The sequence below is a fragment of the Paenibacillus sp. MER 180 genome (genome assembly GCF_023713665.1).
GTDB classification, from domain to species: domain Bacteria; phylum Bacillota; class Bacilli; order Paenibacillales; family Paenibacillaceae; genus Paenibacillus_B; species Paenibacillus_B suaedae.
On record NZ_JAMAVT010000005.1, the window covers coordinates 1 to 23,786 of the forward strand.

General features: G+C 44.5%; 19 protein-coding genes, 1 pseudogene and 1 other annotated feature. Of the genes and pseudogenes, 9 read left to right on the plus strand and 11 right to left on the minus strand.

Annotated features, from left to right (window positions below):
* Positions 1 to 208: hypothetical protein (locus M3661_RS09335; RefSeq protein WP_251484021.1), on the plus strand; the 208-nt coding region annotated here is incomplete at its 5' end.
* 7 nt (positions 209 to 215) lie between these two features.
* Here M3661_RS09335 and M3661_RS09340 read toward each other — a convergent pair.
* From M3661_RS09340 to M3661_RS09350, 3 genes are all read right to left on the minus strand, one after another.
* Positions 216 to 1,202 (minus strand): hypothetical protein, encoded by a 987-nt coding sequence (locus M3661_RS09340; protein WP_251484023.1) that lies wholly within the window; start codon positions 1,200 to 1,202, stop codon positions 216 to 218.
* A gap of 389 nt (positions 1,203 to 1,591) precedes the next feature.
* Positions 1,592 to 2,569 carry an NAD(P)H-quinone oxidoreductase gene (locus M3661_RS09345; RefSeq protein WP_251484025.1) on the minus strand — a complete coding sequence of 326 codons (978 nt, stop codon included), beginning with the start codon at positions 2,567 to 2,569 and terminating at the stop codon, positions 1,592 to 1,594.
* Between the two features lie 116 nt (positions 2,570 to 2,685).
* Positions 2,686 to 3,171, minus strand: a complete 486-nt coding sequence (locus M3661_RS09350; RefSeq protein ID WP_251484027.1) for a hypothetical protein — start codon at positions 3,169 to 3,171, stop codon at positions 2,686 to 2,688.
* Positions 3,172 to 3,412: 241 nt separating this feature from the next.
* Here M3661_RS09350 and M3661_RS09355 point away from each other — a divergent pair, with 241 nt between their 5' ends.
* On the plus strand, positions 3,413 to 4,948 hold the full coding sequence (locus M3661_RS09355) for a spermidine synthase (RefSeq protein WP_251484029.1): 1,536 nt from the start codon (positions 3,413 to 3,415) through the stop codon (positions 4,946 to 4,948).
* A 206-nt stretch (positions 4,949 to 5,154) separates the two neighbouring features.
* On the opposite strand, the gene M3661_RS09360 is transcribed toward M3661_RS09355, so the two are convergent.
* Positions 5,155 to 5,604: a DUF3888 domain-containing protein gene (locus M3661_RS09360; protein WP_251484031.1), complete on the minus strand. Its 450-nt coding sequence runs from the start codon at positions 5,602 to 5,604 to the stop codon at positions 5,155 to 5,157.
* A gap of 198 nt (positions 5,605 to 5,802) precedes the next feature.
* Between M3661_RS09360 and M3661_RS09365 the strand changes: the two genes are divergently transcribed.
* Positions 5,803 to 6,297 (plus strand): hypothetical protein, encoded by a 495-nt coding sequence (locus M3661_RS09365; protein WP_065292751.1) that lies wholly within the window; start codon positions 5,803 to 5,805, stop codon positions 6,295 to 6,297.
* Positions 6,298 to 6,383: 86 nt separating this feature from the next.
* On the opposite strand, the gene M3661_RS09370 is transcribed toward M3661_RS09365, so the two are convergent.
* Complete coding sequence (locus M3661_RS09370; protein WP_065292752.1) at positions 6,384 to 7,133, minus strand: SDR family NAD(P)-dependent oxidoreductase; 750 nt, start codon at positions 7,131 to 7,133, stop codon at positions 6,384 to 6,386.
* A 170-nt stretch (positions 7,134 to 7,303) separates the two neighbouring features.
* Here M3661_RS09370 and M3661_RS09375 point away from each other — a divergent pair, with 170 nt between their 5' ends.
* The 6 genes from M3661_RS09375 (at position 7,304) to M3661_RS09400 (ending at position 14,890) form a co-directional block, all read left to right on the plus strand.
* Positions 7,304 to 8,188 (plus strand): LysR family transcriptional regulator, encoded by an 885-nt coding sequence (locus M3661_RS09375; RefSeq protein ID WP_251484033.1) that lies wholly within the window; start codon positions 7,304 to 7,306, stop codon positions 8,186 to 8,188.
* A gap of 109 nt (positions 8,189 to 8,297) precedes the next feature.
* Positions 8,298 to 8,492: a binding site (T-box leader), on the plus strand.
* 98 nt (positions 8,493 to 8,590) lie between these two features.
* Positions 8,591 to 10,015: a Na+/H+ antiporter NhaC gene (gene nhaC / locus M3661_RS09380; protein ID WP_065292754.1), complete on the plus strand. Its 1,425-nt coding sequence runs from the start codon at positions 8,591 to 8,593 to the stop codon at positions 10,013 to 10,015.
* Positions 10,008 to 10,871, plus strand: coding sequence for an MBL fold metallo-hydrolase (locus M3661_RS09385; RefSeq protein ID WP_251484034.1), 864 nt, complete (start codon positions 10,008 to 10,010; stop codon positions 10,869 to 10,871). Before nhaC ends, M3661_RS09385 begins: the two co-directional genes overlap by 8 nt.
* Before the next feature lie 224 nt (positions 10,872 to 11,095).
* Positions 11,096 to 12,205: an endospore germination permease gene (locus tag M3661_RS09390; protein WP_251484037.1), complete on the plus strand. Its 1,110-nt coding sequence runs from the start codon at positions 11,096 to 11,098 to the stop codon at positions 12,203 to 12,205.
* Entirely contained in the window at positions 12,192 to 13,703 is a 1,512-nt protein-coding gene (locus M3661_RS09395; protein ID WP_065292757.1) for a spore germination protein, read from the plus strand. Before M3661_RS09390 ends, M3661_RS09395 begins: the two co-directional genes overlap by 14 nt.
* Complete coding sequence (locus tag M3661_RS09400) at positions 13,700 to 14,890, plus strand: Ger(x)C family spore germination protein (protein WP_065292758.1); 1,191 nt, start codon at positions 13,700 to 13,702, stop codon at positions 14,888 to 14,890. The genes M3661_RS09395 and M3661_RS09400 overlap by 4 nt, the downstream gene beginning before the upstream one ends.
* A gap of 46 nt (positions 14,891 to 14,936) precedes the next feature.
* On the opposite strand, the gene M3661_RS09405 is transcribed toward M3661_RS09400, so the two are convergent.
* From M3661_RS09405 to M3661_RS09430, 6 genes and pseudogenes are all read right to left on the minus strand, one after another.
* Positions 14,937 to 17,357, minus strand: a complete 2,421-nt coding sequence (locus tag M3661_RS09405) for an endo-beta-N-acetylglucosaminidase (protein WP_251484040.1) — start codon at positions 17,355 to 17,357, stop codon at positions 14,937 to 14,939.
* 501 nt (positions 17,358 to 17,858) lie between these two features.
* Positions 17,859 to 19,025, minus strand: coding sequence for an MFS transporter (locus M3661_RS09410; protein WP_251484890.1), 1,167 nt, complete (start codon positions 19,023 to 19,025; stop codon positions 17,859 to 17,861).
* A 202-nt stretch (positions 19,026 to 19,227) separates the two neighbouring features.
* Positions 19,228 to 20,234: pseudogene (locus M3661_RS09415) on the minus strand (alcohol dehydrogenase catalytic domain-containing protein).
* A gap of 167 nt (positions 20,235 to 20,401) precedes the next feature.
* Entirely contained in the window at positions 20,402 to 21,280 is an 879-nt protein-coding gene (locus M3661_RS09420; RefSeq protein WP_251484043.1) for an endonuclease/exonuclease/phosphatase family protein, read from the minus strand.
* A 324-nt stretch (positions 21,281 to 21,604) separates the two neighbouring features.
* Complete coding sequence (locus M3661_RS09425; protein WP_065292761.1) at positions 21,605 to 22,639, minus strand: FecCD family ABC transporter permease; 1,035 nt, start codon at positions 22,637 to 22,639, stop codon at positions 21,605 to 21,607.
* A 3-nt stretch (positions 22,640 to 22,642) separates the two neighbouring features.
* Complete coding sequence (locus tag M3661_RS09430) at positions 22,643 to 23,698, minus strand: FecCD family ABC transporter permease (RefSeq protein WP_251484046.1); 1,056 nt, start codon at positions 23,696 to 23,698, stop codon at positions 22,643 to 22,645.
* Positions 23,699 to 23,786: the final 88 nt, after the last annotated feature.

The window sequence follows — 23,786 nt, forward strand, 5'->3', positions numbered from 1 at the left end:
ATTTGAACGAAGCATTCTTGAACACCTTCCCGATCTCATTTATTACCGTAATTATACAACATTAACGCGGTGTCGTGTTGAAATAAATGAATATAAAAATAGCTGTCGAGACTTTCTCGACAGCCTGGGGGTGCCTATACGGCACCCTTTCTTTTATAACGGAAAATACCGGAGTGGTGTGGGCAATTCAGGTGTTTGGCTAAACTAATGTCTATTTAATTCGCCGTATAGTATCCTTTCCCTGTATTAGCACCATCACCTACCACATAGATCGTGCCTGTGTCTGTTGTGCGATAATTGCTGGTTGAGGCTGAATGATGAACCGGATCGCCAATAAACGACGAGCCGTAATTCACTGCGTCTGGATAAAGGTTCAGCACATTATTTCCAGCGGAATACCAACTATCACTCCACTGGAACGGAAACCCGTACATAGCCGCGGCCCACCAAGCCATTTTAAATTTATCGGTCGTATTATCTGTTGGCTGGGCGCTGCTCGGGGCATTCGTAGAGATGACAGCCGTTTCAATGCCTTTATTGCGTTTGTAGGTGAGGCATTTGTCAGCCTTTACAGCCCAGTCAGAAATCGATTGATACGTATTGCTGTATATAAGCCAGCTCTCGGCAAGATACCAGTCACCAGCACCGACACGCGACGGCTGATACACTCCTTTTTCGTTAAGATCTCCTCCAATATGATCCGGATTCCAAGCGTTCATAAACACCTTGAGACCCTTCCCGTGTGCATAATCAGTGATATCATTCTGGATTGTTCTGGTCACGCCAATATAATCAAATCCTGCGCAATCAAGGAACACACCATATACGTTCATATCACTCCATTTGTTGATTTTTTGCTTAATCGCTGTTGTATCAGGGTTCGGAGTACATCCTAAATTCACGTATCCAAACACTTTCTTGCCGCCGAGTGCATTTAGATTGTTTATAACCGCAACTGTGTTGGCATGATCTCCATGTGTTGTTTCTTCAAGACCTGCCCCAAACACGATGATATCAAACTGAGCAAAGGTGTTCGTTGCAGTTGTTACATTTCCACCCGCACCATTTACGACAGAAGGCCAGCCATAATAGATTGCCAATCGCTGTTGCGGTGAAATGACCTCAGAAGCGCCAGCAGACGAAATAAAGCTGGTTAGCCCTATTAGGAAAGCTAGCAACGCCAACCATTTTTTATTCTTCATGCCATCATACCTTCCTTCACATGTTATTGATGATAAAGTCTTTATGCATTCGTAAATCGTCCAAGCCTTTTATTAAGCTGATTCTCCTCTCCCTCTCTTTACATCGCTTACACATGCTGGATGCAAAAAGGACCGCTATACTTATATTAGCGATCCTCGATCTTCATGAATATATTTTTATTTTGATTTCTCCGAACATTTGTCATTATAAATACTCCTATACGACACTCACCCAGTATTTCAAGAAGTCAACGATTCCATTGAGAAAAATGACAGTTTAACAAGGGAACCTGGAAATGTTTATAGAATAAGTATCTACAATGAAAGAAAGAAGTAAGTTTCCTTAGTTAAGAAAAGGACAGGGAATTACTAAAGGGAGAAAAAATAAATCACTTCACCTTTAAAATAATTTTACCTGCATTTTGGTTTCTCTCCATGCGCACATGAGCTTCGCTCACCTTTTCCAATGGATAGGAGGTATCGATGATTGGTTTTATGCTCCCGCGTTCGAAGTGCTTCATAATATTCAAGACGAAATCCTGTGTCAGCTTCGCCTTGTACTCATCACTTCTAGGCGTCAGCAAGGTTCCTGTGACTTGTACGCATTTTGCCATTAAGGCAAATAAGTTCACCTGCGGTACCTTGACCCCGCCGAGCACGCCAATGAGCACCCACCGGCCTTCCTTCTTGATGCTGGCAAGGTTCTTCTCCCAATAATCCGCCCCTACAAAATCCAGAATTACATCTGCCCCTTGCCCATTCGTAGCACGAAGCACCTCTTCGTCAAAGGATTGCTCCTTATAATTGATGAGTACATCTGCACCCAATTCTCGACAGAAGTCCAGCTTCTTCGCAGAACCTGCAGTTACAATTACGGTTGCCTTGCTGATCTGTTTCGCAAGTTGAATCGCAGCTGTGCCTACTCCGCTGGCGCCTGCATGAATAAGCACCGTCTCGCCTTGTTGTAGCTTGCCAATCCAATATAACGTCTGGTACGCAGTTAAGAATACTTCTGGAATTGCCGCCGCATCAGCAAATGAGAATGAATCGGGAATCGGGATAACCCGGTCAATTGGCATGACCGCATATTCGGCATATCCTCCCCCATTAACAAGCCCCATTACTCGATCACCAACCGTATAGGTGCTCTCTCCATTGACTTCGATGACCGTTCCGGCAACTTCTACCCCTAGAATAGGGTTTGTAGCATATCCGGCCTTGCCTTCGCGCATGACAATATCTGTTCGATTCACTGCTGCAGCATGCACTTCGATTAGCAGTTCTCCAGCTTGCGGCTGTGGGCTCGGTAAATCTGTTATCTCCAGCTGCTCTGGTCCACCTGGTTTGTTCACGATTACACCCTTCATTGAGAGCCTCCTTGTTTATGTATCTCTTCACTTTGTTTGATAGTTATAGAACTATCATATTTAAGGCAACCCTTAAAGTCAAGATTACGGTATCGGAGTTCGTTTCTAGGGTAATTTCATGACGTCCCGTCACTTTTTTCTACTAACCATTGATTTAGAAGCTTGAGCTGTTTTTGACGGGCATCATCTATAGTCCGATAAGATTTATTACTTGAGTCTGCATACCCATGAAGTAAAATCTCGCCTCCTTCGGACATGATATAGGACACCATATCACCCTTTTCTCCATAGAAAGATAGCAGATAGGCTGGGTATTCGGGGAAATTGGATGCCGAGAAGTCATTTCGAACCCGAATATCTTGAAGTGTACTCATAACGAGCTCAATTTGTTTGTTATCAGTGATGTGAGCGTAATTATTTCCTTCGTTATCCCCTGACATAAACTTCTTCAGAAAAATAGATTCGATCTTGGCTTCATTTACATAATCCATGACTAAATCATGTAGTGAATACGTAATTCGTGTCTGATACACATGATTACCTAGTACGCCCGAAATCAACAACAGGGCAACAATCATAATTGGCATTTTGTATCGTGACATTCCAACCGCCCCCACTATCGTTCTAGTTTTCGTATCTACGTAAATACTACCAGATTATAGAATTCAATAGAGCTACTCTTTTTTGAAACAAGTTATAAATGTAAATGAAGTTATTGATCAGATGACGGGATCGCAGATATTTCCCACATGGTAACTGAGGAATGACAGTATGAATAGGTGCAATTGTGTGAACACTGATTCAGAAGCATTGATCCTATTAGCTAATTCGAGGTGTGAATACTTGAATAACCATTTCTCAATCCGTTTTCTATATCTATATGTATTCATCACGGGCGCTTCCGTCATGGCGATCGAAATTGCAGCTTCCCGCTTCCTAGCGCCATACTTTGGTACTTCGATGATTGTGTGGGCGAACATTATTGGACTTATCCTTCTATCACTCTCTCTCGGATATTGGGTTGGTGGCAAATGGGCCGATCGTTGGCCGAGCGGCAAGTTGTTAATGATGCTGTCACTACTGTCCGGTGTCCTTGTGTCCTTATTGCCCTTATGGGGTAGCTTCATATTTCAGTTTCTTACCAATGGCATAATGAATACACCCGTCTGGATCATTTTCTGTTCGTTCTTCGCCGTTTTAATCGTATTTGCTCCCCCTGTATTTTTACTGGCGATGGTGAGTCCGTTTGCAATTCGGTTAGTATCCGATCAATCGAAGGACATTGGCCGTGTAGCTGGCAATCTGTATGCGTGCTCCACATTAGGGAGTTTAGTGGGCACATTCGGCACTGCTATGATTACGATCCCATTGTTGGGAGCAAGAGAGTCAATTTATATTTGGTCTGCTGCTCTGATTGTAATTAGCGGTTGGGGACTGCGACATACGAAGCAGCGTTGGTTGGTTTTGCTTCTACTTGTTCCTGTGCTTTCCTATTTCTTCATCAATGACAACGTGTCTACTTCCGCAAATGAGAAAGTCCTCTGGTCCAAGGATACGTTCTACCAATATGTCAGAGTCGTCGAGGCTTCTAATGGAGATATTTCTTTAGTATACAACGAGGGCGGTGGTGTTCAATCGATCCGGAGGGCTAAGCCAGGATTGCATGCTGGCGACTACTACAATGATTATTTAGTGCTTCCCTATTTGACCAACTCGCCGGATCAGCTGCTCGTATTGGGTTCCGCTGGTGGTACGATTCCTCGGTTGTTGGCTGAGTATGTGAAGCCACAATTTCCAAATATGAATGTTACTGGTGTAGAACTAGATCCCGAGGTTATTGCGCTTAGTTATCAATTTATGGGGCTGAAGCCTGAAGATGCTCAGATTGTGAATCAGGATGCGCGTGTATTTATTAGTAATACGAATCGAAAATACGATATCATAGTTGTCGACTGCTACTCGCAGCAAATCTATATTCCTGCTCATTTATCGACTCTGCAGTTTTTTGATACCCTTCGATTGCATCTGAATCCAGATGGACTCATTGCTTTAAATGTGAACGTGACAACACCCGATTCTCCACTGCTCTTAGCGATGGCGAAGACAGTGAAGCAGGTATTTCCCAACACGTACATCGTGAAGTCGTCAGGGCAATACAACTACATGATCATCGGATCCATACGCCCGCTGCAAACAGATAATCTCAATCGAATACATCTGAATAGTCCCATTCACCCGTATCTCGAACAATGGCAGAAAGGGCTAAAGGAAGTGAATGATGAGCTGCTTGCCAACGCACAAGTATTGACTGACAACCACGCTCCAACTGAAATGCTAACAGATTCGATGATTTTTGGGTCAATTCCGGATCGCCCTTAATCCTTGTATACGAATAAAGCCACTTTACTGAACAATATGTTCAAGTACAGTGGCTTATATTCATTTCATTTTTTTGACTCTCATAACGGGGGATTCGCGGCTTTATGATGTTGTTGTGAAGAATACCGTATATACAGCACTTTGCGTGATATTAGGAGCAGCATAGTTGTTATACCAATTTGGAAACCGTTTTGTTTCAGAACCAATTATCGCAGTAATAGGTGCTGCCAATTGAGAGGTAACTGGTTAGTATGGACATGTTGATAGCTTGTTATTTTCACTATGTTCGTAATAAGTGGCGATATTTCTAGAGTCATCCGATCCTGCCCTACTGCAATATGTGGCCCAATGACAGGCTGAACCTCAAGCGTAAGGAGAAAGTCATACCCACGATTCTTGGGATTTTGATCTATTCTCTCTGCCTTTACAATGTCTATTTCATATGGATACACAACAGGATCTACCTTCAATATCTTACTGTAATAAGAATTGACGGCCTCTTGGATTTGGGGCAGAAGCAGAAGCAACAGCATGTCGGGATACAAATCAGAATCTGCCTCTTTAAGCATTCTATTGACCTCGGCGTTTGCCTGAATGGGCAGGGACAAGACAACTGTGATTAGAATAATGGTTGTAAGAACATGAAATTGTTTCATTTGATTCACCTCATGCAAACTATCTCCAGAATTATGTTCCTCTATACATGTTCAGGTACTAAGATTCGTCTTCACAAGAAATTATTTTGCTCCAGGCAAAATATGTGTTGTTGGTGAAACATATTTGGAATATACTACATTCAAAGCTCACCTATTCATTATGAGAGAAAAACAGTTGAAGGAGGAGAATTCATACATATGGTTAACATGTATCGAATTCTAATAGAGGGATCAATTTACTCAATCCTATTTCTAGTCATCTTGCTCACCTCTCTTGCCTACAATCCAAGAATATGGCTACAGGATTATCCGAAGGAAATACAACGGTTGGCAAAGCCTAAAAGCAAGACGGAAGAAAGGCAGTTTCTTCTTATAGGCTCGGTTGTCATGCTGCTTACGCTTGCTCCATTGCTATCATCGATTGTACTCGATGGAAATCAGATTACGTTTTGGACTACTTTCATTCAGTTTTATTTGATTTTCACAATGGTTAGCCTGACGGATCTCATCATCTTGGATTGGCTCCTATTCTGTATCATTACGCCTGCATTCATTATCATTCCAGGTACACAAGGCGCTCGAGGATATAAAGACTATCAATTCCATTTTATTGGCTTTTTAAAGGGTGCCGTTATTTATGGAGCATTTAGCTTGATATTGGCCGGCATTCGCATTGTGGTAACGTATATTTAATCAAAAAAGACAAGCACCTTGACTCCTAATGATAAGGATGTGAGGTGCTTGTCCGTTATTCAATGTATGATCCTACTGTTGTGATATTATTTAAACGATGCGTAGCCTTCATCAGCCATGACAACACTGCCATTAATTGCGCTAGCTTCATCAAGGGAGAGCAAGTATACCGTATCGGCTACTTGTTCAGGCTGTGTCAACTTATTGCCGATAACCTTCGCTTTCATCGCATCTACCATGCCTTGATCTTTGTAGCCTTGAATAATCGGTGTGTCGACAGCGCCCGGTGCAACAGCAAGCACTCGAATGCCATATGCAGCGAGTTCAAGCGCAGCGGACTTCGTCATCATGATGACAGCCCCCTTCGTTGCATGGTAAGCGAATGTCCCCGGCGAAGCCAGAAATCCGAACACCGAAGCGGTATTAATAATTACCCCACGAATTCCGAGCTCTCTCATCTTGCGTCCAGCTGCAATAATTCCGTACGCAACTCCATGTTGATTCACATTAATCACATCATGGTAATCCTTCAGATTTTGGTCAAGCACAGGAGTCACGCGGCCAATCCCCGCATTATTGAACATCACATCAATTCGGCCGAACGTTTCAACAGCCTTCTCTACGAGTGCTTCTACCTCTTCTAGTTTGGACACGTCAGTTTTGACAAAGATCGCTTCACCGCCCAGTTTTTTAATGAGGGCAACGACTTCTTGTCCTGCTTGTTCATTAAAGTCAGCGACAACGACACGATCCCCTTTTTTGGCGAACTTCAATGCCGTCTCTTTCCCAATTCCACTTGCCCCACCTGTAATAACCGCTACTCTTGTCTCAGCCATGCTCGATTCCTCCTCGTCGAATGTGTACGTACTTCATCATAACTGTGAGATTATTCATTGACTCTTGCTTCTTGCTATGCCTTTATTGTAACACTCTAGATAATTAACTAAAATTTATATAAACTAATATATAATTAAGTATTACTTAAGTAATGAATTGAGGTGTCTATATGAATATTGAGCAGCTTGAGAATATTGTTGAGGTGGCGAAGACAGGATCTTTAACGAAAGCCGCACAACAATCGCATGTAACCCTTTCGGCCATTAGTCAGTCCATTTCCTTGCTGGAATCAGAACTCGGCATTCGAATATTCCAGCGTTCACGCGGACAAGGAGCGGTTCCAACGCCTGAGGGTCAAGCAATCATTGGCATTGCGAGTGAAGTATTAGCGAAACTCAATGAACTGAAGGCAGAAGCACAGTCTTATACCAATACCGTAAACGGACTATTACGGATAGCCACAATTCCCGGGCCAATGCATTTATTAATCGATGTTATATCCCGCTTCAAGCGCGATTACCCTGCTGTCAAATTTGAAATCATGGAAAAAGGCCCCAAAGAAATCGTGGATCTAATCAAGCAGGATAAGATTGATATCGGTTTGATCGCTTTATCGGAAAGTCTCCTTCATCAACAGCGCAATTTAACATTTCAGAGATTGCTCGAAGGCAAGCTTGTCGTCGGAGTGAATGAGCAATCACCACTGCGCTGGGAACATGTGATAACACCAGAGAAGCTAATCAATCAGACGTTCGTCCTCTATGAGGATGAACATATTCGGAATTACATGTCACAGTTTGTCGAAACGTATGGTGGGGTTGATGTTTTGTTCATCAGCAACAATACGCAAGCGATTCACAATGCGGTAAAAGAAGGAATTGCGGTGACGATAGGAATAGACTACTCGTTCAAAGAGGATAGTCAGCAAATCATTCCTATAACCTTGGAATCTCCTAATATAGAGCGATTTTATTATGGCTGGGTGCATGCCTCAGACAAGCAAATTTCGCATGTGGCGAAGCGGTTTCTGAATCGTTTAAAATCCGAACTCTAACTCAGTCGTCAAAAAATTACTGTTGACAAACGAATGCAGAGGTCTATAATTTGATTTATCACATGAAAGCCAAAAAGCAAAAAAGCAAGAAAGCAAAACAGTAGAATATCAAAAAGCGTAGAACTAATACAGTAGCTGTCTGTGGCGGAAAATCAGAGACTTGGTGGAAGGTGCGAACTAAGCCGGGACATGCAGTGAATTACAATTAGGGAGCTGACTTCGGTCCGGCAATGCCGTTAAATAGATGAGTGAACAAAAGTTATTTTGTTAATCAGGGTGGTACCGCGGAACTTCCGTCCCTATTTGGGGATGGAGGTTCTTTTTTTATATATACAGGTTGTTCAACAAGTCGACTTATGAGCATCAACCACTACAACTACGACATAAAGGAGTGAAACGAACATGAAACGACAAGTATCAATTGGGTTAGCGCTGTTACCTATCCTTGCGCTAATGGCTGCGGGGGCTGCCTCGATTTCCATCTGGAAAGCAGGCATGTTCATCCCGCTTATGATTGGCATCATCGTCACCGTTATAGTAGGGGTGATTAGCGGTTATAAATGGGATGAGCTTCAGGACATGATGGTAAATGGCGTATCCAAAGCAATGCCAGCAATATTCATTTTGCTTGTCATCGGGATGATCGTTGGAACATGGATTTCTAGTGGAGTCATACCTACCATGATCTACTACGGCTTATCTTTTATTCATCCCTCATTCTTTGTTCCAGCAGTCGCTATCGTAACTGGCATTGTTGCCATTACGCTCGGCAGCTCCTTCACTTCCATCGCTACGATTGGGTTGGCATTCATGGTCATAGGTGAAGGCATGGGATTCTCCCCCGGCTTAATTGCAGGGGCAGTCATATCAGGAGCATTCTTCGGCGATAAGCTGTCGCCGTTATCCGATACAACGAATATTGCACCAGCAATGGCTGATACGGATTTATTCAGCCATGTACGACACATGTTATGGGATACGATTCCCGCGTTTGTTATCGCAGTTGCTTTATATGCCCTAGTTGGCACGCGCACAGTAGAAGGTGCTGTGGATACAGCCAATATCGATATGATATTAACCGGAATTCAAAATTCGTTCATTATCCATCCCTTACTACTGTTGCTGCCTGTTCTTACCATCTTCTTAATGATTAAGAAACTTCCGGCTCTGCCGACATTGCTGTTAGTAGGAATCATTGGCGGAATAATCTCTATGGTCGTGCAAGGTGATAGCCTCACAACGATGGTGAACACAATGACGAACGGATTCCATACCGAATCCGGCGTGAAAGCAGTCGATTCCTTATTGAATCGCGGCGGTCTAGTCTCTATGCTGAATACGATCGGGCTGTTGACCATTGCAACTGCACTTGGTGGATTGCTTGAAGGAACATGCATTTTCCAAGCACTTGTTCGGCCATTCGTATCCAGAATTAAGACTTCAAGTTCGCTCATTGCGACTACTATTGCATCAACCTTCCTTGTAGCCTTTGCAAGTGGCGCGCAATTTCTGGCGATTATATTGCCTACACGTACATTCGTTCAGACCTACAAGGACATGAATATTGATACGAAAAATTTATCAAGATGTGTGGAAGCTGCTGGAACAGTCGGCATAACGCTAGTACCCTGGGGAGTTCCCGCTGTGTTCGCTGCAAACATGCTTGGCGTGAGTGCGGAACAATTTATTCCATACATTTTCTTCGCCTTCCTTGTTCCGCTTATTAATATCGTATACGGGATCACCGGTTGGACCATTGTGAAGAAGGAATATCCTGTTCACGCGAAGGGTGATCAAGTAACAGCAGGAGGAATCGGACATGAATGAGGTTATCGTCAATATTGTCGGAACAGCACAAGATGCTGGGGTACCGCACCCGAATTGTTTTTGTCAGAATTGTATGGCTGCAATGCACAATGGTACGCGCAGACGCGCCGCTTCCTTAGCCATTATCGAACCGGATCGCAAACAATGGCATCTTATAGATGCAACACCAGATATGCGAGAGCAGATGGCTTCCGTACAGATGAAGTACCAGCTTCAAGGAGAGCTCATGAGCAGTATTTGGCTGACCCATGCGCATATTGGCCACTACCCTGGGTTGATGTTCTTGGGCAGAGAGGCGATCGGTGCGAGAGGTGTTCCTGTCTTCAGTGGGAACAAGATGAAGGAGATGCTGGAAACCAACGCCCCTTGGTCGCAATTGGTGGAATTGAATAATATACAATTGAACAGCATTCACCACGAGCGGCAAGAACAGTTGTCTCCTCTCGTTCGAATAACACCGATTGAAGTACCGCATCGCAATGAGTTGTCGGAGACATTCGGGTTCTGGATCGAAGGCCCTTCACGCAAGCTGCTCTACATTCCGGACATCGATCGATGGAACGAATGGGATCGTGATATTTATGACATAGCGAAGGAAGCAGATATATGCTTATTAGATGGAACATTTCATTCCATTGAAGAAATTGAGCGGATGGGACGCAATTACAAAGAAATACCCCATCCTGTCATGACCGAAACGATGGATCGGTTGCAAGGATTGGCTGAGCATACTGAGATTTACTTTACACACTTCAATCATACGAATCCGGTTAACGACCAAGCAAGTTCCTTTTCGAAGCTCGTACTGGATAGAGCGTTCTTTATCGCTGAAGATGGAATGGAACTAAAATTGTAAATCGTTGATCGTTCAACAGCACTGCCTTTCTTTCTGCAAAGATAAGAAGGCGGTGCTGTTTTTTCTCTCCTTTGCAGCGCAGGGTTCATTTTTCTGGTTAGCGAAGCTTCTGATTTACACTTATGCTATGGATGAATTTCCTAACTTCGACTCAAAATAATGGTTATACATGATCGCATTGATTACTGAGTTGACTTGAGATCGAACAAAGGAGAACAAACCTCATGCCGCGACCTTCCATTACCTTTCTGCAAGCTTGTTTTATTGTCATTATGTCTACAGGCCTTATGAATCACGTTACTGTTATTCCACTTCTGCTGCGTGAAGCTCATAAAGACGGTTGGGTTAGTGTTCTGATTGCACTCGTACTCGCCTTGTGCTGGATTCCGCTGCTTTTGATCATAGTTCGAGCCAAGCCGAATCGCCCCCTACCCTTGTTCTCTTGGGTTTATTCGCTGGGTGGCAGCTTTGCCGCTTGGACGGTTACGATTTTGATTATTACGTATTTGCTCTTCTCGGCATTTGTGACATTAGAAGACACGGCAACTTGGACCAGAATCTCATATTTGCCAAGTACCCCGGCGACTGTAATCGCTGGTGCGTTGATTCTATTGTCCCTCTCCAGTGCCTTAATCGGCATACATTCAATTGCGATCTGTGCTGGCATTCTTCTTCCGATCGTCATTATTCTCGGATATGTCGTAATGAGTGCTAACTTTCAATATAAGGATTATTCCCTGATATTCCCATTATTCGAACATGGGTTTACTCCTATTATAAATGGGCTCATTCTGATCGGAGCCGGTATGGCCGAGCTGATTCTTATCATTTTCATGCTGCCGCACATGTCAAATAAGCCAAGATTCTGGGGTATGTCTACGCTTGCGTTCATTCTTGCCGGCCTTACAATCGGCCCTTATATCGGCTCTATAGCTAACTTCGGAATTGTAAATGCTTCTTCCATGCGGTATCCGGCCTTCGAGCAGTGGAGAATTGTAACCGCAGGCAAATACATTGAGCATCTTGATTTTTTGTCAATTTATCAATGGTTATCGGGTTCTTTCATCCGAATAGCTTTGGCGATCTTCCTCATCATCGATGCCATTCCACATCGAAGCCATCATACGAGGATCGGTGTTGGCGTGGCGACGACTGCAATCATATTCCTTGCTGTTGTTACTTATCGAGATGACATTCAATTCGTCAATTTGTTAAGAATCGTCTATTTCCCAATCGTTACGTATGTACTTATATTTCTGTCCGTGATGCTCGCTGTTCTCACCTACTACAGACAGCACAGATACAAAGGAGGGATCGTTCGTGAAACCAAATAAAACGTTGAATCAAAGACCGAAGGATCATTCAGCTGAAAGCCAGCCGATTACCCTCCAACAGTTATTTTGTGCATTGGAGAATTGTGCAGATGTTCAGAAGAAAACCTACTCATTTGGATCAAGCATGCGTTCGTACACTGTATCTTTCATCTATTGTGAAGGATTGGCTGACACTAAACAGTTGAATCAATATGTGATCCCCCAGTTGAAAGCCAATTTGGAGGATGCCAATTCTGTGCAGGATCTGCTTCACAAACATAATAGCTTATTAGCAATCCAGCCTATCGAGGCAAAGAATAGAGTACATGATGTAGAGACATTATTGTTCGCTGGGCATCTCATTATCGAGTTCAAAGAACAAAACGCTTACTATTCGCTCGACATTGCAGACCCGCCCAATCGAGCTCCCGAAGAATCCAATACCGAAATTTCAATTAAAGGATCGAAGGACGGCTTTACGGAGAGCTGTATGATGAACATTGCACTTATTCGCAAGCGTCTTCGTACCCGCTCATTAAAGTGTGAGTCCTTTGTTCTTGGAGTTCGAAGCCAAACCAAAGTTTCCTTGCTCTACATCGAGGATATAGCGAATCCAAGCATGATGCGTGATATTAAGCAGCGCATTGAAGCAATCGATACAGATGCTATCGTCAGCAGTTCGCAGCTAGGAGAAGCTCTTGGCGACTCAACTTATTCCTTGTTCCCTTTACTCGATTACATTGGAAGACCCGACTATGCCGTACAATCCCTCGTCAGGGGCAGATTCATCATCATTGTTGAGGGGACACCCATGGTGCTGATTGGTCCAGCAAACTTGGTATTAACATTAAAATCGCCTGAAGATATCCATTTCCCGTATTTTTTCGTAACGTTTCAAAGGCTGCTGCGGATTGTCGGTTTGATGATCTCTATCTTTATGCCGGGATTTTGGATTGCGTTAATTGCCTTCAATTTAGAACAGCTCCCATTCCCTCTATTAGCAACAGTAACGAACTCTCGATTAGGGCTTCCACTGTCTGCTCCTATGGAGATGGTATTAATGCTTGGGTTATTTGAGATTTTCCGTGAAGCAGGCATTCGCTTGCCAAAGGCGGTCGGGCAGACGATCGCCGTCGTAGGAGGGCTCATTGTTGGAGATGCCTCGATTCGAGCAGGTCTCAGTTCCCCTACTACGCTTGTTGTAGCAGCAGTCACGGCCGTCGCTACCTTTACTTTGGTAAATCAATCGCTGAGCGGCACGGTAAGTATATTGCGTCTGTTTGTGTTAATCGTGTCTTCCATGCTTGGCATGTACGGTTTCTTCATTTCCGTCATGGCCATACTTGTCTATTTGTCGTCACTGCATTCATTTGGCATACCCTACTTATCACCACTGTCACCGCCTATTTTCGGGGATATGCTGAAATCGCTTATTGCTTTGCCTGTCAAAATTGTAAATCGTCGCCCTATTATGCTCCGAACTACTGACAAGACCCGCGAAGGAAAGGAGCCAAAATGAGCGTATTTGATCACACAGTAGATAAATCTCCGTGCAGACACGGTATAAATAAACTATGCTTACTTATCAGCGTGCCTTGCCTATTCTTGCTCCTTACGGGCTGCTGGGACATTAAAAATGTTCAGGATCTGAACTACGTCACTGCTTTTGGCATTGATTATGATAACGGGAAATATATTGTGTATACGAACTCCTTGGAGTTCACAAATGTCGCCAAGCAAGAAGGGACAAGAATCTCTAGCAAAACACCTACTTGGATTGGACGCGGAGAAGGATATACACTGGACACAGCAGTAAATGACATTTTTGCAGCTTCCACGCTGCAAATTATTTGGGATCATACGGCTGTACTCATTTTCAGTGAGCGCGCCTTGCAAAAAGATGTGAATAAGATGGTTGATTCCCTTCTTCGTTTTTCAGGAATTCGTTATACGCCATGGGTGTACGGCACCAAAACTCCAATCGAAGACCTATTCACGGTATCGCTTCCATTCAATTTGTCACCCATCGCTTCTATGCTATATTCCCCGGACGATGTACTGAAGCAGCAGTCGAACATTCCTCCACTGCAGTTGATGAAAATGGTCGCACAGCTGAATGAGCCGGGAAGTACCGTATTATTGCCCAGCCTTTCCTTGAACAATGAGGAATGGACCAAGGACAAGAAGAAAATTAGTCAGTACGAGCTCAATGGAGTGTTTGTACTTCAAAAAGGGAAGTATAAAAGTTGGCTGAAGCAGGAAGAAGTACTTGGCTTGCGATGGATGTCAAATCAAATTAAAAGGGTTCATATAGGAGTAGGGCGTCCAACCACTCCTGATGCGGTTCTTACAATAAATAAACCGAAAGCATCAGTTAAGGTGTTGCTGCAAGGCGAAGTCCCTAAGTTCAACCTCGTAATCGATGTCCGAGGCTCTGTCGAAGAAATTACGGATAATTCAACCAAAGAATATATCGTTGCCGCGGCCAAGGAAAAAATAAGGAATGACGTACAACAAACATTTCAACAAGGATTGAATAGAAAACTCGACATTTATTCGCTGCAAAATCGTGCATATCGCAAGTACATCTCCATTTGGCAAAAAAACAAAAATGGTTCCTTACTGCAGCTCACGCCCAACTCTCTTGAACGGATTGACGTCAATGTCCAGATAGAGGATTCTGGGATGAATCGTCTGAACCGATAACAAAAGCCCTGACAACCTGTGTCAGGGCTTGCTTGTATGTTTGAAGCTACTGTCCCCACACCTCAAACTCATAGATGCGTGCTGCAGAATCAGATTCTTGTGTTGCCTTTGTTATGTTCAGCTTCGCGTAACGTGCCGAAGTTGGTACAATATTATGTGTCGTCTTGCCAGCATTATTGCCGCTTACCGTCACTACATCCATCCAGTTCACGCCATCTTCACTTAGCTGAATGTTGAAATCTCTTGTATTGAAGCTTGCCGCTTCTCCGCCTTCTTGCGCATGCTTGATGATAAATTTATCAACGGTATATACGGAGCCCAGATCGACCTGCAGCCAGTGGGGCTCAGAGCCCGTTGCACACCACTTGCTATTATTTGCAGTAGTTCCGTCAAACGCCTTGGCAGGTGTCTCACCCGGTACGAAGCGGTCTGCCGTAGCATTTTGATTAAGAGCTAAATTCATTGTGGAAGGGGCCTCCTGCCATGCAAAGCTTGCTTGAGCAGCGGAACTTCGTACCCCATTCGTTCCTAGCGCCAACACTTCTAATGTTGTTTGCTGCTCCCCGGAGTTGCGGCTCATCGGTTGAACATAATAGGCTGTATTCGGTGTCGCCCCTACGAACTCACGTGTTCCATCTGGCTTCACTCGATATACTTCATACGCTTGCACATTGCCGCTTGCAGATGCATTCCAATTCAACCGAGCATCTGCTGTATTGCCTGAGAAATCAACTTCCTCGATAGCCAAGTTGGTTACCGCTTCTGGAGAGGACATATCTCCTCTATTCCGAATAGATAATTGCCCAATATTGATCGCGTAGTTGTTAATTGCATTGCTGCTGTCGAACTTCAGTGAAATTGCATCAACAGTTCGATCTGCGAAGCTGCCGACGGATATCTCCTTGGTATTCCATACGCCTGGATCCCCATCCCCTACTTCGAAGAATTCGAATTGACCCGGATTATCAGCGAACGAAACGCCAACTTTCATATGAGATGCAGCTTGTCCTGTCTTATAGGTAACGGATATTTCCGTATCACCGGACAGCGGCAGATTCGTTCGATAGAGCTTCAGATGCGTTGCGTTCTGTGAACTCAATGAGCCAGACACCTTCAGTGAGCTTCCACCGTAATAAGCTGTACTCCAATCGAAACTCGGCTTCAACGCTGTACCGGAGCTTTCTGTAATCCAACGCCAAGTTGGCAGTACATCCTGTAAGCTGCGATTGTTCCATTCCTTCATACTTAGGACGGTACCATCGACTGCAAATTGATTGCCGTGCCCCGTATTAAAGGTAGTCGTGAACGGCAGATGCTGAATTGATGATTTATCAGCAAAGTAATTAGCGATCCCTTTCCAGCTTGAAGATGTTGTCGTATTGCGCGGGTCGCTGTTCGGACCTACCCAATATTTCATCTCCTTCGTATAGAATTCATCATTGCTCGTTGAACTGCGATATGCCCAATCTGGCCGATAAATGCCGAGTGAGGTAGCAGCTTTCTGATTGCTAGGGAAGATTCCAGCCCAGTTGACGTTCGTGTTGTAGCCATTCGCCTCTGTATCAATGCCGGCATATAAATCATAAGGATCGCGATTTAAACTGATCGCTTTATTTTTAGAGTTCTGAAGCATCGAAGCGGACCAATTGAAGTTGAGGAACATACTGTCCGCAACCTTTTGCGTACCATTTTGCAGGAACATTTGATTTCGTGCATTTAATTCATTTTGCCAGCTGATGCTGCCGCCGTTCGTCATTGAGTCATACCACATGATCTGCATATTGGATGGCTTATGCGCTTGCAAGTATTGCATAAATTGCTGCATCTTCGTGGCGTCCGAAGAATTCCCGCCAGCTGTCTCTTGGTTGATGAACCAGCCATCGAAGCCGAAGTAGCTGGCTGCTTCAATCAGTTTGTCAGCTACTGGAAAGGAACCATCCGGTTTCTGCTGCAGCATTTGTTTTACCCATTGGTATTGGCCACCATATGCAGTTGGAGGGAAGAAGATGGTTCCGAGAATCGGAACTCCATTCTTGTGTGCTGCATCAATAATATCTGCACTTGGCGGAACGATCAGGCCCTCGGAAGCTGATCCTCCCCACAGCACCATAACATCAACATATTGCCAGTAACCGAAGGCATCGGTACGGAACTGCCCTGTACCTTGAGACGGAACACCACTCGTATTATCATTCAGCGCCGACAATGCAACAAGCCGGGAATGGTCTTGCGCATTCGGATTTACTTTCTGTCCTGTGAACCGATCTGCAAGTGAGATCGTTCCACGGTTGAATTTCGCATCCTTGTCGGTTGTTGGGCTCCACTCTAGGAGAGTAGCTGGATGCCAGTATGAGGTGTGCGGCTGCTCCGCATATGCAGTGGGAGCCATCACCGGGCCGAATGTGGAAATAGCCAGAAGCGAGGTGATGAGTAGAAGCTTCACTTTCTTTTTCATCGTGTTGACCACTGTAAGTCTCCTCCTCGCACCATGAGGTGCTATATTCGAATACAATTTAAATCTACTAGAAATAAAGCGCTTACATAAGTGTAATTAACTTATATTCAATGTATAAAGTATAGTGTGTTTGAATTGTATATCTGGTATTTATATACATATCAATCAAAATTTAAAACATCCCTCTTTACTTGTGCTTGAAAAAGAAATCTCTTGCATTGAGAGGCGATCAGTGTGCTGAAGTCAATTACGAAGATATTGATAATTTAGATATTGGGGGAGTAGCCGTTTACAGTGGTCAACTCAACTGCTTTATACTGTCTGATTTGAGTGTTTACTCAATTCGTTAAATTACATTTTCTGTATAGTGCTTCGATGATGGCTAGCGAGACCAACGAGATGAATATCCCCCTGTTCTATTGGTCTCGACCTCAGTAATACCTTCCTACAGAAATTTTCCCTGGCCTGTTCTCTGACAGTCTAGCTCTGCCGAGAAACAACTGCCGTACAGAGTTAGCCTTGCGATTGTTGTGAACCGCTTGAAGCTCTGATTGCAAACAAGCCGGAAAGTGCAGCAGCTATCCCACAAGCACATAAGACCAGAAATAAATTGATCTGTGTATGATTCATTACCAGTGCTGCTATCATTGGGCCGGCAGCAACGCCGACAAAACGCATACTGCTGTACAAGGAACTAATCGTACCTCTATGCTTCTTCTCAATGCTTGCGGTTATAAAGGAATCGAGACAGGGCAAGGATGCTCCTATTCCGAGGAAAGCAGCGCTTAGCCAAATGAACAGGGATACAACAGATTTCGTTGGTATGCACATGCCAAGTCCTGCTGCTGTTAAGGCCAATCCGCACACAATGATCCATTTCATCGCGATTTTATTACTTCCTATGCATTTTCCAGCAATAAAAGAGGAAGTACTCAATACAGCCAACGGTATCGCAAGCAGCAGACCCTTTACAATTCCCTTATACCCATGCTTGTCTTCCAGCGATTCCGATAAATAAAATAACGAACTGAACAGCATGAACATGCCGAGTCCCCCGATAACAAATATGGCGATTAACCAACGCGAATTCTCTCGAATCAACTTCATCACTTGTATTAAAAAGTCGCGAACGGGTATTGGTTCGGAATCAGAATCAGATTCTTTGGGCTGCTTGACAAAAAAAAGGACGAGCAGAATTGAAATTAGACACAATACTGGAATGGCCCAAAAAGGAAGATACCAAACGATTGCTACCAGGGCTGTTCCCAAAATAGGGCTCAATACTTTACCGCATGTATTGGCCGTTTCGATAATGCCGAGACCACTGCTCACATCTTTTTCACTTTTGAACATATCCCCTACTAACGGCAGAACGATGGGCATTGCTCCAGCAGCACCAATTCCCTGCAGAACCCTTCCCAATAAAATGACTGAATAGGAATGATCCATCCAGACCGCTGCTGCGCCGCACACACCACCTCCAATGCCTGTTATGATAAGGCTGGGAATAATGACTGCCTTGCGGCCAATTCGATCAGATAAATAGCCGGCAATGGGTATGAGGAAAATCGCCATTACGGAATATACGGTAATGAGCAGGCTTGTTTGGAATGAGCTCACCTTCAACTGTCTCCTGATTTCAGGCAATACGGGAATTAGCATTGAATTGCCTAACGTCATTATCAAAGGAATTGATGAAAGTGCTAATAAGTCAAAACGTTTGTCAGCTTGCACTTGGGCACACCTCCGTGGGGTATCCACGTCATTTTAGAATTATTGTACACTTCCTCAATCCTTTTATTCTCTAATTCCGATGAATTAAAACGGATTTAAAGCGAAGTATGGGTACATCTAAGCAACACTTATGGCTTTAATACGACCTTTACGCATGGCTTGCTTGATCCAACGGCATTCGATGCGTAATGATGGCTGTAGGATCAAAACTGCCCTCCATTATTTTGTTATACAGCCCCGGCATATAATGGATTACTGGTGCTTGTCCCATTTTTAGTGTAATATTCCTTGCAAAAAAAGCACCTAACGGAAACAAATTATAATTGCCTCCATATACACCTGTTATCTGGACTGTGCCGCATTTGCGAACCGCTTTCGTCGATATTTGGATCGGTCCAAGCGTTCCCCCCTGCAGCTTCAGCTTCTGCTCGATATATTCAAGTGTTGATTTCTTCCCGTCAATACCAACGCAATCAATGACTACTTCGGCTCCCCCATGTGTAATTTCCTTTAAATGCTCCCCCATATCATCATTCTTCGTAAAATCAAACGTCTCGACACGATTTATTTGCTTGGCACGTTCCATTCGATAGGTAAGATGATCAACAGCTATGACGCGTTCGGCCCCTTTCATCCAAGCAAAGCGTTGAGCCATCAATCCTACAGGACCGCATCCAAGTACAATTACGGTATCGCCTGCTTTGACACCTGCATGTTCCACACTCCAATAGGCTGTCGGAAGCACATCAGACAGGAATAGAAGCGGCTCATCTTCAAGCTCGCAGGACGGGGGGATAACGAACGGCGTAAAATTGCCAAAAGGCACTTGAAGGTATTCCGCTTGACCGCCGGGGTAATTGCCGAACTTCTCAGAATATCCGAAATAGCCTCCCGAATCATAATGGGGATTACAACACGATCACCCTTCTTCATTCGAGCTACTTCCGATCCTACCTCTTCCACAATTCCCATTGGTTCGTGACCGATGATATAGCCTTTTGGCAGTGGAAAATTTTCTTGATATAAATGAAGATCTGATCCGCAAATGGATGTGCTTGTAATCCGCACGATAATATCATCTTTCTTTTCAATCTTCGCGTCATCTACGTTTTTTACTTCGATTGAATTTGCTCCCTGATATGTTACGGCTTTCATCATGATGCACCTCGCTATGGTTGTATGTTATTCCGTTATTGAGACAATATAATCATCGATATTATGTATCAGGGTTAGTAAGTTATTCAAAATAACACGGACTTCTATATTGGCATGAAAAAAGCCGCGCTGAGGCGGCCTGTATTCTATCGTATGAATATGAAAAATTAGCACCATGTTAGGTCTACAACTACAGGCAAATGGTCGGATGGAAACTGACCATTATCCTGATCCGAAAGAATTGCATATTGAAGAACATCGGCATGCTCGTTCACAAATACATAGTCGATAGGCGAATCTAGCTCCTCCCCGTTATCCCCTTTGAATACTGGTCCATTGTAGTATAGACAGTTGATTAATTGTGTCAACTGATAACCGTGGAACGTGAACGAAGGCCCAATGTGGGAGTTCTTAGCGGCGTATCGCGAATCCCTCAGCACCGCTTTGCCGTTAGCCTTGCCCGTCGTGAGAATCTGATAAGGTTCGGACGATTCCGTGCAGTTGAAGTCTCCTGTTACTACTACTGGTTCATTACCAGCCAATTCGGGAATCCGGTTCAAGATCATATAGGCACTCTGCTTCATCGCAACGGTTCCAATATGATCAAGATGCGTATTGAAATGTATGAACTTGGTTCCTGTCAGCTTGTCCAAAAACTGAACCCACGTCAGAATGCGTGGACAAGCGGCATCCCATCCTCGTTTTCCTGGGATTTCGGGTGTCTCGGATAGCCAAAACGTTCCGAACTCTAGCGGCTCAAGGCGATCCTTGCGATAGAATATAGCAACGAATTCTCCTGTGTCTGCACCATCGTCCCTGCCTGCCCCAATCCAGCCGAACTCAGGAAGCATTCGTTCCAAATCAGCAACCTGATGCCTCAATGCCTCTTGTGTGCCAACCACATCTATCTGATGGTAACGAATCATGCTAGCCACCATACCTGACCTGCGGCTCCAGCTATTCTCGCAATCTTGTTTGTAAGCGTCGTCATACTTGACGTTAAAAGTCATGAATCTGATATGCTGCTCTCCAACATTGCTCTTCATACTTTCTGCACTCCTCCTGATGCTAAGCTTACTTATGCACTAATCCAATTCATAGAGCTAAAATAACTCCAGAAGTATGTTCATTATCGCATGATTGAAATCGGAATGCCAGATTGCCATGTTAACGGATGAGAGGGATAGAAGTAGTGCCTGAACCGGCTGACGATAATAATAGTCTTATTGCTCATGCAATGAGTACTTGCATGGTTCTGCGTGGAACAAGGCTGAAGGAAGATATCACAGAAAACGGCACATTTAATCGAATGTGCCGTTCATGCATTAACCTCGCAACACCTAATTCGTCATGATCTCGGCCGGTGAACCTTATGCTTTCGAGCGAGTTAATAAATACAGAAAGTAAGGGGCGCCAATTACAGCGACGACAATTCCCGTGGGCACCTCTGATGGCTGTAATATCCATCGCCCAATTGTATCTGCCGTAATCACAAGCAAGGAACCGGCTAAAGCCGAAGTCGGCAGAAGGAGTTGGTGTTTGGAGCCCACAAGTCGTCTAGCTAAATGCGGTCCAATAAGCCCCACAAAGCCGATGCCACCGCTGACCGCCACACATGAGCCTGCCAATCCTACTGCTGCTGCCAACAGCAAAATTTGTTCTCTCGATACAAATGCCCCCAGCCCAGTTGCCGTCTGTTCACCCAAGTTTAGAACATTCATGATTCGAGCTTTGTAGAAAATGTAGGGTAATAGCACGGCGATGAACGGAAGAAGTGCAAGTACATACTTCCAATTCGTTCCCCAGATGCTTCCGGCAAGCCATGTCGCCATCGTTTGATATTTTTCGGGACTAAGCTTTAATGTCAGAACGATCATAGCTGCACTGATGCCGGCAGCTACCGCTATACCAGTTAACAGTAATCGTGTAGGCGATATATTCTCATGCCGTTTGAAGGATAGCAAGCAGATGAGAGCTGCTGTAAGTCCAGCCCCAAGCCACGCGAACACAGGCAATAAATAGATTGGAGCCTGTGCAGTTGACGGGTAAAACGAGATGAACAACATTACGGCAAGACCAGCGCCCGCATTAATGCCTAAAATGCCTGGATCAGCCAATGCGTTGCGCGATATGGCCTGCATGACACAGCCGGATACCGCCAGACCTGCACCGATAAGCAATGAAATTACAATGCGCGGTAATCGGAAGTCGAATAAGATTAGCTCTTCTTTTTTTGTTCCTGAACCGAACAATGTACGCAGCAAATCCATGGGGGATAAGCGAATAAATCCTGTATTCATGCTAATGATAACCATAATGACAATCAGCACGGCTATCGTAATCATAATCGCGATGCTCCGCTGCTTCTTTCGTTTTTGAATCATCGGTAAAGATAGACTTGTCATCGTTTACAGCCCCCTCCTTTCCTTGCGTGCCAAAAAGAGGAAGAAGGGTACACCGATTAAAGCGATTAATGCCCCGACAGGTGTTTCGTATGGCGGATTCACCATGCGAGCGGCAAGATCAGCGATTATAACCAGCAAGCTGCCAAGCAAGGCTGAGCATGGGATAATCCAGCGATAATCCACGCCAACTAAATAACGGGTAACATGTGGAATAATCAAGCCTACAAAGCCAACAGCTCCAACAACAGATACGGCTGCACCAGCCAAAATAAGCACAATGACCGTGCCTGCCAATCTTACGAGGCGTGTTCGCTGCCCCAGTCCCTTGGCGATCTCCTCTCCAAGACTGAGCATTGTAATCGAACGTGATAATACAATCGCCCCTACAAGAGCAGCTGCAATCCACGGAAACATCACTTCTAGCTGCGGCCATTTCGTGCCCGCTACTCCACCGGCGTACCAAAAAGCCAAATCCTGTCCAATTCGATAATATAATGCGATGCCTTCGCTCAGTGCGGATAAGAGAGCACTGAGCGCTGCCCCAGCCAATACCATTCGAACAGGGGTTAGTCCTCCCCTAGCTAATGAACCAATTCCATACACGAGCCCTGCGCCCAAGCCTGCGCCAAGAAAAGAATACAAAATTAAATACATGTAAGGCAGGCCTGGAAAAAATGCAAAGCATATGGCCAGCATGAACCCTGAACCCGCATTCAGGCCAAGCAAGCCTGAATCCGCCAGCGGATTGCGAGTCATGCCTTGCATAATAGCTCCGGCAACCGCGAAGCAGGCTCCTACCATTGCCCCACCCAATACACGCGGCAGTCTAATTTCTTGAATAATTTGATGCTGTGTTACTTCAGGATTGAAGCGAAAAATTGCCTCCCATACGGTAGACATCTGAATATCTGCCGCACCGAACGATACAGATATAGCGATCCCGAACAGCAATGCGAAGGAACCGCCAATAAGAATAAGTGTTGCTGCCATTGGACGTGAGCGAAATTCAAATGCTTGCGATGCAGCTTCCTTAGGTAAAGACTTAGCCACTTGACCCATACATGCCACCCTTGCTGATTCTAAATTAAAATGATATTGATTATCATTTGCATTAAGATATATTTTAGGACATTTTTCCTCTTGTGGC

What these genes read in the sequence shown, in the direction of transcription:
- M3661_RS09370 (WP_065292752.1), bottom strand. Translation starts at nt 7,133, where the DNA reads ATGGCTGAGACAAGAGTAGCGGTTATTACAGGTGGGGCAAGTGGAATT.
- M3661_RS09340 (WP_251484023.1), bottom strand. Translation starts at nt 1,202, where the DNA reads ATGAAGAATAAAAAATGGTTGGCGTTGCTAGCTTTCCTAATAGGGCTA.
- M3661_RS09430 (WP_251484046.1), bottom strand. Translation starts at nt 23,698, where the DNA reads ATGGGTCAAGTGGCTAAGTCTTTACCTAAGGAAGCTGCATCGCAAGCA.
- M3661_RS09410 (WP_251484890.1), bottom strand. Translation starts at nt 19,025, where the DNA reads ATGACGTTAGGCAATTCAATGCTAATTCCCGTATTGCCTGAAATCAGG.
- M3661_RS09420 (WP_251484043.1), bottom strand. Translation starts at nt 21,280, where the DNA reads ATGAAGAGCAATGTTGGAGAGCAGCATATCAGATTCATGACTTTTAAC.
- M3661_RS09350 (WP_251484027.1), bottom strand. Translation starts at nt 3,171, where the DNA reads ATGTCACGATACAAAATGCCAATTATGATTGTTGCCCTGTTGTTGATT.
- M3661_RS09400 (WP_065292758.1), top strand. Translation starts at nt 13,700, where the DNA reads ATGAGCGTATTTGATCACACAGTAGATAAATCTCCGTGCAGACACGGT.
- M3661_RS09425 (WP_065292761.1), bottom strand. Translation starts at nt 22,639, where the DNA reads ATGACAAGTCTATCTTTACCGATGATTCAAAAACGAAAGAAGCAGCGG.
- nhaC (WP_065292754.1), top strand. Translation starts at nt 8,591, where the DNA reads ATGAAACGACAAGTATCAATTGGGTTAGCGCTGTTACCTATCCTTGCG.
- M3661_RS09360 (WP_251484031.1), bottom strand. Translation starts at nt 5,604, where the DNA reads ATGAAACAATTTCATGTTCTTACAACCATTATTCTAATCACAGTTGTC.
- M3661_RS09365 (WP_065292751.1), top strand. Translation starts at nt 5,803, where the DNA reads ATGGTTAACATGTATCGAATTCTAATAGAGGGATCAATTTACTCAATC.
- M3661_RS09345 (WP_251484025.1), bottom strand. Translation starts at nt 2,569, where the DNA reads ATGAAGGGTGTAATCGTGAACAAACCAGGTGGACCAGAGCAGCTGGAG.
- M3661_RS09390 (WP_251484037.1), top strand. Translation starts at nt 11,096, where the DNA reads ATGCCGCGACCTTCCATTACCTTTCTGCAAGCTTGTTTTATTGTCATT.
- M3661_RS09385 (WP_251484034.1), top strand. Translation starts at nt 10,008, where the DNA reads ATGAATGAGGTTATCGTCAATATTGTCGGAACAGCACAAGATGCTGGG.
- M3661_RS09375 (WP_251484033.1), top strand. Translation starts at nt 7,304, where the DNA reads ATGAATATTGAGCAGCTTGAGAATATTGTTGAGGTGGCGAAGACAGGA.